The 18,006-nt window shown below is 40.2% G+C and carries 13 protein-coding genes; all 13 read right to left on the reverse strand.

The window, feature by feature from the left end; translation table 11 throughout:
• Window positions 1-1,404 (reverse strand): ESPR-type extended signal peptide-containing protein (locus O3617_RS08750; RefSeq protein ID WP_371449588.1); only part of this gene is annotated, 1,404 nt, incomplete at its 3' end.
• Window positions 1,405-1,867: 463 nt separating this feature from the next.
• Window positions 1,868-3,505, reverse strand: coding sequence for a VWA-like domain-containing protein (locus O3617_RS08755; protein ID WP_371449589.1), 1,638 nt, complete (start codon window positions 3,503-3,505; stop codon window positions 1,868-1,870).
• A 31-nt stretch (window positions 3,506-3,536) separates the two neighbouring features.
• Complete coding sequence (locus O3617_RS08760; protein ID WP_371449590.1) at window positions 3,537-4,628, reverse strand: AAA family ATPase; 1,092 nt, start codon at window positions 4,626-4,628, stop codon at window positions 3,537-3,539.
• Window positions 4,629-4,644: 16 nt separating this feature from the next.
• On the reverse strand, window positions 4,645-5,451 hold the full coding sequence (locus O3617_RS08765; RefSeq protein WP_371449591.1) for a hypothetical protein: 807 nt from the start codon (window positions 5,449-5,451) through the stop codon (window positions 4,645-4,647).
• Between the two features lie 112 nt (window positions 5,452-5,563).
• A complete protein-coding gene (locus tag O3617_RS08770) occupies window positions 5,564-6,214 on the reverse strand; it encodes a TrkA family potassium uptake protein (RefSeq protein ID WP_371449592.1) in 651 nt (216 codons plus the stop codon).
• Between the two features lie 34 nt (window positions 6,215-6,248).
• The gene (locus O3617_RS08775) at window positions 6,249-7,610 is read right to left on the reverse strand and encodes a TrkH family potassium uptake protein (RefSeq protein WP_371449593.1); all 1,362 of its coding nucleotides are present in this window, start codon (window positions 7,608-7,610) and stop codon (window positions 6,249-6,251) included.
• Between the two features lie 4 nt (window positions 7,611-7,614).
• On the reverse strand, window positions 7,615-8,613 hold the full coding sequence (locus O3617_RS08780; protein ID WP_371449594.1) for a carbohydrate kinase family protein: 999 nt from the start codon (window positions 8,611-8,613) through the stop codon (window positions 7,615-7,617).
• A 200-nt stretch (window positions 8,614-8,813) separates the two neighbouring features.
• The gene (hutW, locus tag O3617_RS08785; protein WP_371449595.1) at window positions 8,814-10,454 is read right to left on the reverse strand and encodes a heme anaerobic degradation radical SAM methyltransferase ChuW/HutW; all 1,641 of its coding nucleotides are present in this window, start codon (window positions 10,452-10,454) and stop codon (window positions 8,814-8,816) included.
• Window positions 10,455-10,473: 19 nt separating this feature from the next.
• Window positions 10,474-10,992, reverse strand: coding sequence for a flavodoxin family protein (locus O3617_RS08790; protein WP_371449596.1), 519 nt, complete (start codon window positions 10,990-10,992; stop codon window positions 10,474-10,476).
• A 25-nt stretch (window positions 10,993-11,017) separates the two neighbouring features.
• On the reverse strand, window positions 11,018-11,815 hold the full coding sequence (locus O3617_RS08795; protein ID WP_371449597.1) for an energy transducer TonB: 798 nt from the start codon (window positions 11,813-11,815) through the stop codon (window positions 11,018-11,020).
• 2 nt (window positions 11,816-11,817) lie between these two features.
• Window positions 11,818-12,225 carry a biopolymer transporter ExbD gene (locus O3617_RS08800; RefSeq protein WP_005381857.1) on the reverse strand — a complete coding sequence of 136 codons (408 nt, stop codon included), beginning with the start codon at window positions 12,223-12,225 and terminating at the stop codon, window positions 11,818-11,820.
• A 2-nt stretch (window positions 12,226-12,227) separates the two neighbouring features.
• Window positions 12,228-12,845, reverse strand: coding sequence for a MotA/TolQ/ExbB proton channel family protein (locus tag O3617_RS08805; RefSeq protein ID WP_371449598.1), 618 nt, complete (start codon window positions 12,843-12,845; stop codon window positions 12,228-12,230).
• Window positions 12,846-12,881: 36 nt separating this feature from the next.
• Window positions 12,882-17,948, reverse strand: a complete 5,067-nt coding sequence (locus O3617_RS08810; protein WP_371449599.1) for a TonB-dependent receptor domain-containing protein — start codon at window positions 17,946-17,948, stop codon at window positions 12,882-12,884.
• Between the last annotated feature and the right edge of the window lie 58 nt (window positions 17,949-18,006).

The following is an 18,006-nucleotide window of genomic DNA, read 5'->3' on the forward strand; positions in this document are numbered from 1 at the left end:
ACCAGAACTATTTACAATTGTTTTATTGCCAGCAGCGTCTTTAGATGTCAAACCACTATTGCTAATTTTAGTATTACCAGTTGTAACAGAACCATTAGTGCCAAGATCAATATTTCGAGCTAATTTAACTAACAGTGTATCTGTACCATCAGAAACTACACCAATATTACCATCTGTTAATACAGCACTAGTTGCTGTATTCCCTTTGATATTTAATGTTTCGTCTAGTTTGCGAGTGATAGTTGTACCTGTATCACCATCGAATTTGATTCCTTTTGTAGTAACTGCAGTATTGGCAGCGTCTGCTGTCGTTTTTACATCAAATAATTGACCACCATTGACTGCATCTTTACTATTAGCAGCAACTGTGCCATCAGCAACGTTACTCAATTTTGTAGGAGTAGTCGTAGATCCAGATGCATCCAATAGACTTACATGAATATCAGAATGAGCTACTGTACTGGCACCAGCTTTAGCCTTACCTGTAGTGGAATCGATATCACTTTCTAAATAATACCCCTCTGTTGTACCAGTAGAGTCCGTTGTTTTTACAACTTTATTACCATTAGCATCTACAAAAGCTGTTTGCTTATCATTTTGAGCATCTACTGCAAGCTCTGTTAAAGTGTTGATGGCTTTTGCATGTTCATTCAATGCAGCTTGCGTGATATCATCAAGCATTAAATCATAAGATGCCATCGTACTTGAACCAGCTTCAGCAAGGCCTCCAATATTTGCAAATGCTAAATTGTCTGACAATTTACTAATAGTTACAGTTTTACCCGTAGTCGTAGTAGTTTTAGTGCCAAGAACTTCTGTCTTTATTGTACCTTTCTTTTCTCTACCAGGAGAGGAAATTACGGTTTGTTTAGTTTCTACTGGAGAAATTTGAGCAGCTTTTTTAACTGGACTTGTAGAATGAATATAGTTTCCATTACCATCAACAGTGCCACTATCATTCCACATTTTAGTAATAAGACGAGTAGATGTTGCTTGCTCTGTACCATTTGCGACAAAGGAATTGTCTGGAACTAACTGACCATTTGCATATATATAAGCAGTCGTATTCGTATGCCCATTAAATGCCATACTTGTAGGGTTTGCAATTGTACCAGAAATTGAATATGTTTTAGAATCCATAGCAGTTAAATCTGTGCCTGGATGTAAATGACCGCCGACAAATGTAAGATTATTTGAGGTATCAACTTCAATTGTGCCAACTGTAGTAGTCGCCCCTTCTGCACTAGCTGTATTCACACCATTAGTGATTATAGTTAAACCTAATATAGCTATTGCAGCTAATCTAGTAGATCCTTGGAAACGGCATGTACCTTTTGCCTTTTCAGATGTAACTACATTACATCCTTTTTTTGCATTCCACATCACTTTAAAAATTTTGTTCATAACATTCCCCTAGTTGAACTCAAAAATAATACATTAAAAATACTTATAGTTAATACATGCATCAATCTTATCAATTCTAAATGTCAAAATCAAGAACAACATCTATTAAATAAAGGAAACTCATCGCACTTTTGAGTAAAATGTTAAGATTACATTATATTATTATTTTGATAAGATTTACTTATCAACTACTTAACAATCTTAATGGAACAAATATCATCTACGTTCAAAAGGGAGATGTGGGTGTCTAAAATCTGACTTCGGCTCTTTCTTTATTATGCCCGAAGTAATCAGCTGCTTAACAATCTTAATTGATTAAATTAATAGAATGTGCAAAGGGGCACGATGGCTTTTAAAATCTGACTTTGGCCTGAGCTCGCAGAGCGAAGAAAAAGCCGGTGGAAGATTTTGGAAGCCATCGCGCCCCCTGCCGTATTATCAAACAAAGATTGTTAAGTAATGATTACTCCTGATTTGCCATGGAAAACCCCGACCGACTGCTCATTCTCACGAATTCGTCGATGTCTTGTGTTTCATCAACGGCTACGTAGCCCAATTCACGGACTATGCCGTGTGGATTATGCAAGGATAGTTTAGGTTCAGATCCCGTAAGTACCCAAAGTACTTTGTATCCTTTAGGCGCTTCTCGAAGGCGGTCTTCGCCTTTTCCATCCGTAAAGTATACGAGTAAATCTACGTGATGTTGATTAGCTAGAGAAAATACGGGTGAGAAAGCAGTAGACCCGCGCATATCAAGGCGTGGTTTTACGTCTTTCACAGTTTCCATTGTGTAGGTACGGCGTACTTCGTTATCACATTCTACAATGGTAATACGATGATTATAGGCATGAACAATTTGTAATACTTGTTCTAACGCATTGGTAAATTCTGCATCTGTAATGCTACCGCTCATATCGAGGGCTACCCACACATTCGCCTTATGTTGGCGTAATGTACCGGATAATTCCAAACGCTCAGGCTGACGACGATTGCGCCGCATCGTCGTTTTTTTATGACCGCTAGCCACCTTGCCCATCAGTTTTTTAAGATAAAAATACCAAGGTAAGGAACGACGCGTCTTTTGGAATGTATCGATAAGGCTTTTTACATAGCCTTCCATATCTCCTTTTGATGCTTCGTTAATGTAGCGTTCTGTAATTTTATCCATTGTTTCTGTATCGATAGAATCGGACTCATCCCATATATCATGGCTCGAATCGGCATTAAACTCCATCGCCACGATTTGACTAGCATCATCAACGGATACAAAGAGGTCTGGTTTTTCCTGCATTGCCTTGTCAATAGCCTTTGCGTAATACTCCAATGTGCGGAATCGCTTTAGTAACAGTCCATATCTCGCATTTACATTGGCAACAGTAACCGCATCGCGGTCAACATGTTCTAAATAATCATTGACCACCATATCCATGGCCATGTGAACAGCTTTTTTATTAAACCGTTGACTAAGTTCTTTCACCCGCATCAAATGAGCCGATATGACATGTAATATTTCTCGTTTAATGCCATCTTTCATAACGTCTGGCGGTTGTCGTAGCATGATGAAAGGGTTTACATATAGCACATAGCCACCATGTTTAATGTTGATACCAAAAGCGCTAGTCATGTCTAATCGTACACGATGCGTCATTTGTAGATAAAAATAGCCAAAGAATTGATCCTCATCGAGCAATAGACTATTTACATCATGTAAGATATGCCATAACCGTTGCTCATAGCCATCGGCTAGTACATGTTGTGTCAATACATCAAGGTTTGTACCTTCGCCATCATACAGTTCCGTTAATCCCTTGCCTATCGTGTCAATATGACTATCCGACATATTGTGATTTACCATATCTACAGCAATATCTTCTGCCTGTTGTCTATGCACTGGATGTTCATCTACATATGCTTGATAACGCGCATATAATTGCTCATACAATGCATCCGCATCACGAGCAATCTGATTACGCTTTCTATGCCATCGATCGAGTTCCTTAATAGCCTCTTCATCGTAGCGTCCAGTCTTCTCCCATCCGTCTATATGAGTGAGCAGGTCAGATGCATCCCGAATATCATCTTTATCTAAATTTCGATTCATAATTTTCTACCTGTCATATGTACTTTCACAATTAACGATTGGCTTCAAAAAACGTTTCAATAAAGAGATCATCCTCAATAGCATAGCTATACACATGAGCATATGTGTTGCGTAAGTCTTTCATAACAGCCATGCGTAAATCGCCTGGATACAATGTGATGAACTCAATAAAGTGATGTACCTCTTCTGCATTACTATTGCGATTCAAACGATACAACATATTTTTCGCGGATACATAGAGGCGAGTAGGACTTTCACCATTAACACGTTCTTGCAATGACATAATGGCCCCCGGTTTATGTACAGCCTCTAACACATCATCAAAAGAAATCAATGGCTCTTGCTCAGTTTCAACGAAATTGACGAAGGCCTCCGCAATAAGTTTACCCACATTACCGCGAATTACATTTTGAAATACATCACGACTGTAACCACCTTCCTTATAGATACCATAAATATGAGATATCCGTTCAAAGGAACGCGGTGTCGCATCGATATCATCTTCGTGACGTTGATTTAAATAATCTGGATACGAGGAGATAAATTCCACCACCTTATCTTCAATGCCGGCTGAAATAGCCCAGTCAATCCATTGCATATAATCCGCTTCCATATAAAGCCATACAAAACGGTTTTGTTGAGCTGGGTCCATATCAATCGTTTGGTAGTCAAAGGAATCCTCTGGGTTCATAGCCGCAATGATGCGCACATCATCGCTCAAAGCAAAGCCATTAATTTCTCGGTTCAAAATTAAATTCATCAATTCTTGTTGCACCGCATGCTCTGCCCGATTGATTTCATCGATAAACAGCAACACATGTCGACCGGCATTAACAGCCCGTGATACATGCTCTAATGTATGATGCACGGCATACACGGTGGTCTTTATTTCTTTAACCATACCATTACTATCTTTATGGGATACAGTTTCCACAGTAGGCAAACCGCCTATTTCGCCTTCTTTTAAAAGATTGCCATCAATGGTGACAAGTTCCCAATCGTGTACCTCTGCTACGCGCGCTGCCAGTGATGTTTTACCAATCCCCGTTTCACCGACGAGCAATGGTACTTGATTAGCGGCTAGTACCAATTCCACACTAGCCATTGTATCTGTAAAATTCATTATGACTCCTTCTTAATTAATATAGTAAATACTGGTCAATAGCAATTTTCTTTGCCTCTATAGATCCGTATACATCTACTAATGACAATATATCGATGGGCCATGTTGATTGACGTCCACCAATGGCAGGATTGCTTACAAGTTCCCGCACATAGCGATCTTCTACAGCAGGATTTGCAATCATTTCAGTTATAATTTGTCGAACCATATCGACGGTAAGTCCTAGTTGTTTTGGTACATACCCAAGTATCAATGTAGAAACCTTCAATAGCTCTACCACTGTATCTAAATCTAGATTCGTAATTTGACGCATAGCCTGTGGATCTTGTAACACGGCGGCTTTCAAAATGTCCAATGTCGGATTCTGGATATAGCGCAATGCTAGATAATTAGATTTTACAGCCGCCATTTGAACCCGCTCTGATGGATTGGCAATATATTGCAACGCATCATATTGTGTTTCTACAGCCCTTAACTGTAATTCCTCTGATGGCTTTGTAATGTATCGAATGGCCCATCCCGATTGGTCTAAGGCAATGCAAACTACTTCATCTGATGGATGTTGAATATACTCAAGTACCGCCCAATCTTGTTTGACCAATGAAATCAATAATTCGTCACTTGGATTGTCCACATATTGAATGGCCCGCGGCGACTGTGCTAACGCAGTTTCAATCACTCGCTGAGTAGGATTTTTAATGTACTGTAATAGCATCCCATTTTGTTCCACACATACTAGTTGCATACCCTCTGTAGGATTAGGGATATTGCGTATGCCATGAGGATTGTTTTTGAGAGCCGTTATATATTGTTCTTCTGTCATACTATCCTTCATTTCTATCTAAAAAGGCCATACGAATACGTATGACCTATACTGAATTCTATTCTATTATATCATGTTTTTTCGATGTAATTATATTTCTTTCGTATACTAACTACTTAGTTAACTCATCTAAATCAGAATTATTCCCAATTACGAGTAATTTGTCATCTTCTGAAAGTATAGCTGTTGGATCCGGTGGCACATCGAGGCCTGTACTGCGTCTGATCCCTACGGCATTAAGATTATATTGCTCACGCAATTTAGAATCTTTTAAACAACGGCCGACCATGAACGACGGCATTCTGATTTCAATGAGGCTAATATTTTTAGATAGTTGTAAATAGTCCATCACATGTTCTCGCGTTAACGATTGAACAAGTCGCAACGCCATATCATACTCAGGATAAATAACCTGATCTACGCCGATTTTTTTAAGCATTTTACCTTGCAGGCTATTTTCTGCCTTAGACACAACCTTAGGGATATGCATTTCCTTGAGAAGCATGGATGTCATCAAATTAGCTTGGATATTGCCACCAATGGCTACAATGACCATATCAAATTGACTTAATGCCAATGCTTTAATCGCCTCTTCATCAGTAGTGTCCGCTACGATGGCATGTGTAAGATAGGGAGATATTTTTTGTACAACATCTGGATTGATATCTACGCCTAGCACCTCATGATTCATGGATGCCAACATCTTGGCAATGGTCGTACCGAAGCTACCAAGACCTATAACAGCTATTGTTTTTTGTTTCATTATGTACCTCTTTTAGATGTATTGTCATCTATCGTTATAACATTACATTCTCTTCTGCATAAGAAATCGGCTTATTCGGCTTTGTCCTTAACGCCCAAGTTCCAATGACGGTCATGACACCCACACGGCCTGTAAACATGACCAAAATAAGAACCCATTTACTGCTTTCAGATAAATCAGGCGTAATTCCCGTCGTAAGGCCCACTGTACCAAATGCGGACGTAACCTCAAAGAGCAATCGGATAAAGTCGAACGGCTCATCCCATGCTAAATAGCACGTAGCTAACAATACCAATAATATGGAAAGGAATATAATCCCATTCGCCTTAAGAACGGTAACCATAGATATGCGTCGGCCGAATACCTCTACATCTGAGCGGTTGTTAAACAATGTACACGATGCTAAGATGGCAACCATAACAGTACTGATTTTAACACCACCGCCCGTAGAGTTTGGACCGGCCCCAATAAACATGAGGATAATACTGACAAACAGTGTGATAGGATGCAGTTGACTATAATCGACAGTAGCTATTCCCGCTGTACGTGGTGTTACGGATTGAAAGATGGCAGCCATTACCTTATCCCACATAGGCAGAGGGCCAAAGGTCTTTGGATTAGCCCATTCTACACCGAGGAATATAATAACTCCTAGGACAATCAATAGAGTCGTACCGATAAGCATAAGTTTGGTATGCAGTTTTAAATCTGCGAAGCGTCTCACCTTGCGATGGGACCATATATCAAAAGCTGCTAAATAACCAAAACCACCGATAATAATTAAGGCTATCGTATTAATATTAAATAATACATCACCCACCATTTTATAGGGCAGATTATTGTCAAAAAATATAAATCCTGCATTACAAAATGTAGAAATAGCTTGCATAAATCCTATATAGAGCGAATCATCACCTATATATGGATGTAGTTGAATAGCATACAAAATTCCGCCTATACATTCAATGGCTAATGTATAAATAGTTAATTTTTTCGTTACATGGAGAAGACCCGCCATCCCATCTTGACCTACGTCTTCTGACAGTAACAATCGGTTCTTAAGGCCTACCCGTTTTCCCAATAGTACGGCAACAATGGTTGTAAAGCATACAATGCCAAGTCCACCTAATTGGATAAGGATAACCATAACAATCTTACCAAACAAGGACCAGTGATAATAAGTATCCACAGTAGCGAGCCCCGTTACGGATACACAAGATACAGCAGTGAAAGCTGCATCAACAAGGGCTGTACCTTGTCCTTGTGTACTCGCTATAGGCAACATAAGAAGAAGAGTTCCCACCGTCATGACCGCTAAAAAGCTAAGTGCTAGCAATCGATATGGATTCTGTTGCATATATCGTTGCACATGATGCGGTCTATGTTTTTGCCACATAGGTCTACTCCAATCCAGCTAGGTTACATGCTGATTTTAACGATGGTAACGCACTACGCCCACCGATGCCCTGTGTATTGAGCGCAGACACAGCAGACGCAAAAATAGCAGCAGACTCTAACTGTTTATGTTCTAATGTGCGTAATATATCTATAGGCTGTACGGATTCATCATGCGGTGCATGAACTTTGCGAATCGACGCAGCCAGTTTCGATAAGAATGCACCGTGGAAACTATCCCCAGCGCCAGTCGTATCTACTACATGCTCTTGCGGAAATGGTTGACAGCGATATGCCGTTCCATCAGGCCAAACAAAATAACTGCCATTGGCCCCATCGGTAACACCTGCTATTAACGCCCCTCGGTCATGAATGATGCGACAAGCCTCTTCTAAATTAGTAGTCCCTGTATATTTTTCTGCATAGTCGCGCGCCACAATAACGACATGAGATGATTCGGTAATTGGTTCCATGTCATCATCATATCGTTGAGCACCGCCATCTAGAGATATAATAGTACCACTTTGCCTAGCTATATCTATAGCGGTACGCATCAAATGGCGATGGCGCCCATTGATATGCACTATGGATGCATTTTCTATTAATCCCTGATAATCGCTTAAGAATTCTGGCTCAGGCGCTGTAGAACGTTCAAAGAATACAGCTCGTTCCCCGTTCTTCTCTTTCACAAGAATCGTTGCTGTTCCACTCTTAGCATCCGCATCAACTTGGATGCCCTCTGTATTGACATTATATTTTTGAAAGTCCTCTAGAATATAGCGTCCAACCATATCATTACCGATACGGTCAATCATGAACGTGCTAGATCCATATTTACCAGCCGTGGCTAGTGCAGTCGCCACCGGACCGCCGCCATCCATAGTTGACGCGATGGCCTGTTGCACCTCGCGCCCTGTTGGAAAATGATCAACTACGATGAATCGATCTAAGGTACTAGCCCCAATACCAACAATATCTATCACTTCGTTAGGAAATGTATTCATACTAACCTCCTAATACCTTGTATAACTATATGTACAGAATACATTCCGACACATAAAAAGTAAACCCTAGGCCACAATATATTCTAGCTGAACCGAGTAGTCCAGTTTAAAGAATAGATTGTAATCTAGGGTTTTAATACTAAGATAAAACGTACCTGTCAATGTTTGTAGATATTTATATGAGAGGTTGTTAGTGATAATTAGGACATCATACGTTCCATCATGTATTCAATTTCATCAGCACTTAGATTGTACATGGCTTGTACCATGCGGTTAGCTGATTCACCAGAGGCACCACTCTTAGCAATTTCCGCTTTCGCTTTCGCAATAAGAGCCTCTTTACGTTGTACCTCTGTATCTTCATCTGTTGGTACCGAAATATTGGCTTTACCTTGGCCAATACCACGGACCTCTTGGTTAGGATTTTCTTTAGATGTAGTCTTCGTATCTTGGGCCGCTACGGATTCTAAGGCAAAGGAGTTTTTACCAGTTAACACATATTCCATAGCCTCCAATGTACTTTGCGTAATATTAACAGTCCAGAATTCACCAGCTGATGTCAATTTGTATAATAATCCATTATACGAAACTAGGCCTCGTTCTTCCCAAAGTTTATACAACCAATTCAATTCATCTAAACGAGAATCCATAGATACTAATGTATTGATGTTCAAATAGCCTTGTTCCAATTGACTTACTACTTGATTGACAAATGGTTGTAAATCACTTTGTTTCATAAGTGCCATGAATGGTTTTTCACCACGACTCACCATATCTTCGTATGGTTTAAGTGCACGATGAAGCATCATACCATAGCCATCTACATTACCGCCAGCACCACTGCCAAATGGGAACATCGGTACGCCAGCTTTCGCTAAAATATTATATAAACTACGTTCACGGTTATTAGCACTCCAGTGTGCGGCACTCAATCTACGGTATGCACGAGCATCTAAATATGTACGACCAAATTCGAACATATCCCCTTGCATAGACGTTGTGGCTGCAGGTGGTACCTTACCGCTTGCAATATCGCGGTTTAGGTCACTACCATCAAATACGTTCAATTGATATAAATCGGCACCATCTACACCAGAACTTACTAAATCAGCTAAGTCTTGTTCCCAAACCTCCATTGTTTGACCTGGTAAACCATAAATCAAATCAATCACAACGGAACATTGACCATAGGCTTTTAAAGCCGCTAATCGTTCTAGTACCGTTTCTTTTGTATCTAAACGACCTACCATTTGGCGTACTTCAGTATTAAAGGATTGAATGCCGATGGACATACGGTTAACACCATTATTCATCCACACTTCAAGATTTTTAGGAATCAAATCATGAATACGGCCTTCTAAAGTCAATTCATAGTCATTGGCGAGTGGTAAATATTCCTTAATCGCCTTTAATAAACGCTCTGAATTTGCTGGAGATAAGGATGTCGGTGTACCACCACCAATAAATACGGCATGGATAAGCCCATCCTTTAAGCGTGGACTTTCACTAGCCAACTTAAGTTCCCCAATGAGGCCATCAATATATTTATCTTCAATACTTTGACTGGTACCATTTTGGAAGAATCCACAGTACGTACATTTTGTCTTGCAGAATGGAATATGTATATAAGCACACTGCATTTGCCCCTTCTTAGGAGTACCACGCATTACAGTGTCCCATACAGATTGCGATTCCTTCGGTGAAATTAAAGTCCCATTAAGGCCGGCGTGAACAACGCGCTTATGAGGAAAGGCGCCACTCATAGGGTTATCACAGGCCAATCCTAGTTGCAGATTCCGTTGTTTTTCTGGAATTGATTCGAAAAAACTCGCTAAACTCATACGTTTCCCCTTTCACTCGTTAGCCTTGCAACTTTGCAAGCACAGATCTAGCAAATTCTTTGGCATTTGCAAAATCTTGTTCATCCGGATGCGTTTCTGCCGCCTTATGCAATGCATCACGTTCAGGGCTTTTGCCATGAGCAGATCCTGGCGGGAACATTTTATACATCATCTCGATAACCTTAGGATCGATTTTGCCTTGGCATACAAAACCATCTACGAGAGATTCTTTATTAGGCAATAAGGCAGATACCTTCTCAATACTTTCACGAGCATGATCAGAATCGGCATACATACCTAGAGTAGCAAAGAATACGATATGCTTATTGGTAAGGGTTTCGATTAATTTAGCCGCTTCTTTATTAGCAGTGCCACGATCCACCCAGAAACCTACAAATACGGTATCGTAATCAGCTAAATTTTGAGGTGCCTCTTTTATCGGTACACAAGGTGTACCCTCAGGCATAACAGAGGCCATTACCTCCGCTACGCTTTTTGTATTTCCCGTAAGGGAAGAATATAAAATAATAGTACTCATGTTAATCTCCTTACATTATATATAATTAATCATCGTCATCTGTACCTTCGGATAGGTCAAATCGTACCGGAACAGTTACCGGTTGAATGTCGTCTGTTGGATTTTCATATGGTAATGCACGATTTACCGCAGCCATAGCCTCTTCTCTCAACAATGGATCATCGCCTGATCTAACATATTGTTCAACTGCATTACCATTTGTATCAATACGTACAAATACATAAATTGTTTCATGAACTTCTTTATGTTGGCGAATGTATTGTTGAGGAATTACCTTTTGATTGTTTACGGCATTGTAAAAGCCTTGTTCATCGAAGGCCACATGGGCTCTACCATGTCCACCACCAGAGTCCTTGCCCGTACCAGAGCCTTCACCTTCGCCCTGTCCATCACCAATGCCCGTTCCTGTACCCGTACCATGGCCGCCACCTTCGCCACCGCCAGAGCCTGGACCATTACCGGCACCACCACTTTCACCAGATACATTTGATGTATTTTCACTACCCTTACTTGGGACATCTACCGCATCAGGAATATCCGTCGCTGTAGATGGTTCTACATTCGCTACTACAGCCTTTGTTCTTGCCGCCACTTCATCTGCAGACAATGGTTTTGGGAATAGAGATGACCTATCACCGCCGCCACCACCAGCGTGACCACTACCGCCATCATCGAGCACACTTTGGGTGAGATCGACTTCATAGGTTTCCTGCTCTTGAATAGCCGGAACAACTACGAAAAAGATAACGGCAATAAAGAGAATGATTAGATGAACTACGGCGGATATTATGGCTGCTTTTTTCCATGATATGCCTAATCCCATAGTTATCCTTTCTGTTCTGCTGCAATAGCTAAGCGTTTAACGCCAGCTTGTTTAAGCATGTCCATAATTGCTACGACTTGTCCGTGAGCAGAGCGTTTATCCGCTTGTAATATGACGCTAGCATTCGGATTTTGTGCAATTCGTTCTTTTACCATTGCTTCTGCTGCATCAATGCTCATTGGAACATTATCAATCGTAATATGCCCTTCAGCATCTAATGTAAGCACCACCGGTAATTGAGCCGGTGCAGATGCGGTTGTAGCCTGTGGTAACTGTACAGACAATGCCTTTTGAGCAATTGTTTGTAAGCTATTCATCATGAAGAACACCAATAAGAAGAATATGATATCAATCATAGGGATAATCATGAATTCAGGCTTTGATTTCATACGAAAACTTTGTAAATTCATAGTTATTTCCACCCTTCTCGTTTTGCGGTAATGATGTTAACACACATATTTTCAATTTGGTTAATAATAGAGTCCAAACGATGGCTAAAGAAGGTATACACGATAAAGGCCATAATGGCTACACATAAGCCAGATGCCGTGGCGATAAGGGCTTCCCCTACACCACCAGTAATGGCAGATGCACCAGCACCAGCATCGAGGATACTAAAGGAACCAATCATACCTGTTACAGTACCAAGTAAACCTAACAATGGGGAAATTGTAACGGTTGCACTTAAGTAATCCATATATTTTCTAAAACCTACTGCATCGACGCCCATTTGATCAGAGAATGCCGTTTTCATGCCTTCTTCAGTAGCACCATTTTTCAAACCAGCTTCAGCAATACGGCTAGCGATGGATGGGTTTTCTTTGATTACCTTTTCAATTTCATCCCATTGTTGTAATTTTGCATACTCATTAACCGCATGAGTTACTATATAGGTTTTCCCTGCATATTTACGATAGTAGAAAGTGCGTTCTACGGCGATAGCAATGACCATAAGAGACAAGAATAATAATGGATACATTACATACCCGCCACTATGAAACAAGTGAATGACATAATTTAGATTTTCCATACTAATCAACCTTTCTGTCTATTTATAGACTGCACATTAGAACCTGTACGTTCCTTGAATTCTTGTATAATCGCCTAACTTAAAGCTTTCATTACCATATAAAGTATCTCGTTTATTTGTGCCCTTCGCATCAAATGTATAGAATGCTTCAAGGAGTAAATCCTTGCGCGGTACATAGCCAGCACCGAAGGTAAAGCTGCGAATACCATCGAGGTAACGATCCGGTACAGCACCTGTACCATTACCACCGAGGAAAGAGCCATGAGCGAAGTATTTATAATCGATGAATGCATTCCAAGATTTTGGAACATCGATATCCGCACGACCAATATCGAGGCGAGCCATCCAGAAATGAGGTGTACCACCCATTTGGTGACCTTTCACAGTAAAGTCTGCGGTTCCACGTTCATGGTCATATACAGTATTACCGTTCATGTAGCGACCAAATTTCGATCTATTTTGACCATAATCTACAGTAAGTACTGCACTTTCACCGATTTGATATTTAGCGCCAATGCCAAATACATTAGCTATATTGGAGAAGCTTTGTTCATCATTGCCATTACCATTTGCATTTTGGAATGTCCGTTTACTGCCATTAAAATCACGTAAATACCAGGCTTGTAAACCAAGGCGATTGCCAATTTGTTTCTTCACTTGCACAAAGGCAGCCGTTTCAATAGGTGGAATTGTATCTTTTTCAAGAACAACACCTTCTGTTTGAATGATGTTGCCAATGATTTTACCGATGGCTTCACGAGGCAATTTATTTTCGGATTCTGCATCATGCACAACTTTTTCAAGATTATATAAATAGTTGTACATTGCTGGTGTCATGCCCCAACCATAATCGGAGCTACCTTCACCCCAATCATTATAGGACATTGTAAAGTTCTTATTATAAAGAGCATCTTTAGCATCATAATCGCTAAATACATATTTTCCACTGTCGTATTTATAAGTCTTAGCACCTAGATAACCAGTAAATTCATAGTCGCTAGATGGTTGTCCATAATAATCATAAGATTGTTTAAACGTACCATCTGGTTGTTTAACCCAAACAGTATCTAACTCACTATTATTATAGTTAGACCAGTTATCGGCAGCATTATATTTAGCAATTTCCGCAATAGATTGATTAATATCTGCAGCATGTTGATCAATATAAGCTTTTGGATTTATTAAAGCATCTTTATTATCAGTAGAAACAATGAGTCCCTTAGCCTTTTCTTTTAAGTATTCAGGGTATAAAGAGGAATTCACATTATACATGATTTCTCCAGTTTTATAGAGTTTCTCACCTGTATTCTTATTAGTAATTTCATACATTGCATAGCCGCCAGATGGAATAGCTAAGGAGAATTTCTTATCAGCCATTTCAGATGGATATGCTTTAGTAAGAATATCTTGTAAATGTGCCATCACTTGTGCTTGCTTTTGTTGGGTTTCTACTAATTTATTATTAGCCTTTTCAATCTCTTGATCCCGATTTGGATTACTCCAGCTGAGGTTCAATGATTCTTTATACGCTTCATACTCATCCTGTAAATCCTTAAGCTGTTGATAGAAGTAAATCGTATCTACCTTACCTTTATAGGTAGATTCATAAATGCCTGTTGGGCTATCTGGTGCTGGTGCATCATCACTAGACTTGCTTTCACCATCAGACCCAGTTTTTGTAGCATTATTGATATCATATGGATACTCATCACGGTTAATACCAATTAGCTCAGCTGCTGTTGGCGGTCTAGTAATCACCTCATGTTCCACATGAGTATACGCAGAATCACTAATGCCCGTGCTATGTTTAAAGCTACCTACCCCAATGCGAACTTGGGTATCATTACCATTCCATACGCCGCGAACCCCATCATAGGATTGACCAAACCAATAACCACTAGCACCCATAGGTTCGTTTAAACGACCTACAGAAACATCCCATTTTTTAACATGTCTAGTAAGATCAACCGTATCAAGGCGTTGATGATTGAAACCTTTTGACTCAGATTTTGTCCAACTTGTATCTACACCGCTCATACCGGTCATGCTACCGATAACAGAGAGATTTGTAAATGGGTTAAGACGAGCATCAAATCCGAGGCGAATGCGTTGTTCAAAGCTATGACGATTAGAATCATACATATTTGCCTTAGCAGAACCGATGGCTGAATTAGAACGGAATGGAGATTGCGGACGATTTGTACCATCATGAGACATCCAGCGTGCACGATAATCGCCGATAAATTCAATGCCACGTTCCTTTGTTGTATCAAAATCAGGACGAATAAAGTCAGTTAATTTAACAACTTCGGATATATTTTGTACGCCCGCTTCATTACCGGATGCTCCAGTAGTTACGCTACCATTTGCATTGGCAGTTTTATTACCATCTTTTCCGATTGGCGTAGTCTTAGCATCGCCACCACCAAACTTGAGATTAACGCCGATACGATATACACGTTCTTGCGTTGCTCGGTCATCATCGCGATGATTAAAGATATTATTAATACCAAAGTACATCATGGCATTCTTATTAAATCGTTTTTGAACCATTAAGTTCCAAATGCCAAATGTTTTCTTTTGGTAAACTTGCTTTTTATATACGCCTGCATCGCCGGATAAAATATCTGGCCAGTAGTTACCACCATTATTTAAGGTATTACTATCAAGCATATTGATGTAGTAATCTCCCCAAATAGATCCATTCCAACCAGTTTTTGGATTGTCATAGGTGACACCAATATCTACCTTATGCACTGGTTTATCCAATAATTGACGTGGCATCGTTGGATCGCTCTTATTAATCGCATGCAAATAGGTATATCCTAATTTACCGGACCAATATTTGCCGAATTTTTGTTGCACCTCAGCTTGAAGACCTGTGATTTCAGCCATACCGATGTTTTTAAAGCTATAAATCATGTCCGGAGCACGTTGGTATTTTGCGTCCCCTTTCAAGTACGGTGCAAAATCTTGGAATTCTCCTGTAAAGTAAACCGACATATAATTTTTGATGCGGTTATGGAATACACCAACACGAGCATAGGTATTTTTGTTTTCACCTTCTAAACTCATATCAAAATTGAGCGATTTTTCAGGTTTTAAATTTGGATTACCCGCCCAATACCAACCGAGCTTTGCAACGCCAATACCTACCGGATTAGATGCATACATTTCCCAGTTATACCATAATTCGCCCATGCCAGGCTCCGTATAACCAGTGCCGACATTGGCCTTAAATCGGCGGTGTGGATTACCTTTCACATTGTATGTCATCCCCATAGATGCAGATAAATTGGAGCCAAACAAGCTACTATTATCTAGTCGGATAATAGGTACAAATGTAAGGTTTTTATTCACTTGCCAAGTATCGGAAATATAAGCATTCATCTTGCGAATCGTGCCTTGACCAGTCGTTAATCGTTGGTCGCGATTACGATACTCTTCTAAGAATGCCTTACCATTCAATTTAGGTGCTTTTTTACGCATTTCCGGATCGCTGGACTCACCATATTTAAAATAATCACCTACGATGTTAGAACGAGTATTCGCCATGTCTGGATTTTCTGCTTCTAATCGAGATTTTAATGCGTTATAACGGTTTCTAAAATCATCAGATATAGGTTGATTATTAGGAGATGTACTAGACCAAGCGCTAATAGCCCCTTCGGATAATCCGTAATTTACATAGTCATCATAGGTAATGCCTGGTTTCTGCGCATCCGTTTCAGCACCATAATATTCATAATCCATATCCCATTGCGGCATACCGCTACTGGAATTTATAAATTTATAATCATGAATATGGGAGTACACCTTTACGCTGTTATCCCCTTTTTTACGCACAAGACGATCAAGCTTGTCGACAAGCAAGCTCTTATCATACGCCCAAGGGTCGATATACATGGTACTTGTATTAGGAGAACTCTTTAGGCGACTACCAGAACCTTCTTCTCTAGCATAGCTCACACCATAACTAAGACGATGCTTATTATTTAATTGTGTATTCGCATTGAGACGAACATCTAATTGTCTATGATCGATGTTGTCAATATAGCGAAGCTCATTCGATCCTTCATACGTAGATCGGCCCGTATAATTAATAAGAGCTACGTCATCCTCTTTGATACGAGAATAGTTTGTTTCTACGGTCCAATCGCTTTTACCAGCTTTAGCATTCCATGAAAGATTAATCGTATTACGGTCTGCTGTTCGTTTGAAATGTTGTTGCGGCTCTAAATCGGAATCAGAATGCTTAATGTCTCGTACAAGGTCTTCTGTATATCGATTTAAACGCATTTCAAATTTATTGTTCTTATTCGCTTCATACGTTGCTACAAGACCTATATCGGATGCATCACCATAGTAGCGTAGCACATTGGGTTTAAAGTTATGCTTTGCATAGTCAAAACCCATTCCCGATGCACGGCGTTTAACAGATGCAAGAACCGGCATTAAATCGCGTTTACTACCGGATAAACCAACCTTTAATTTCCCCATCTGTCCAGAATCGGCACGAATGTAAAAGTTTTGGAATGGGAATAAATCACCATCACTCTTGCGGCGCATACCTTCCGCATTTACCTGCAATGTCGGTTTTTTAAGAGCCTTCTTAGTGATGATATTAACGACACCACCCACGGCATCTGAGCCGTACTTAGCACTGGCTGCACCTTGAATAACTTCGATACGTTCCACATTTTCGGCACCTAACCGTTGAACTTCATCAGCGGCACCAGAGTACTTATCAAAGTCCCCCAGTACTGGTTGACCATCTACTAGGATTAATGTATGACGCGCCTCTGCGCCGCGAATCGATACACCGACACGCCCCATAGCATCAACTGTTCTAGACACACCTGTTTGAGTAAATATAATATCTTCGACGGACTTCGCCTGCTTCTTCTCTATCTCTTTCTTGGTAATGATTTGCACTTGCTGTGGATTTAATTTTGCCTCTTCTTCTGCCCAAGTACCTTGTACATGGACCACATCTGTCGTAACGGCTGCATTATCTGCCATGACAATGAGAGGTGCATTTAGCCATAGTGCAACCGCACTAGATAGGACTAAATAGCGTTTTGTACGTTCCCATCGATTCACTGTTGCCTCCTCACAATCCTAATTTTCTCAACTATCCATTTAATTTTACAAAGTATAT

Source organism: Veillonella sp. 27098_8_77, from assembly GCF_041431535.1.
GTDB lineage: Bacteria > Bacillota > Negativicutes > Veillonellales > Veillonellaceae > Veillonella.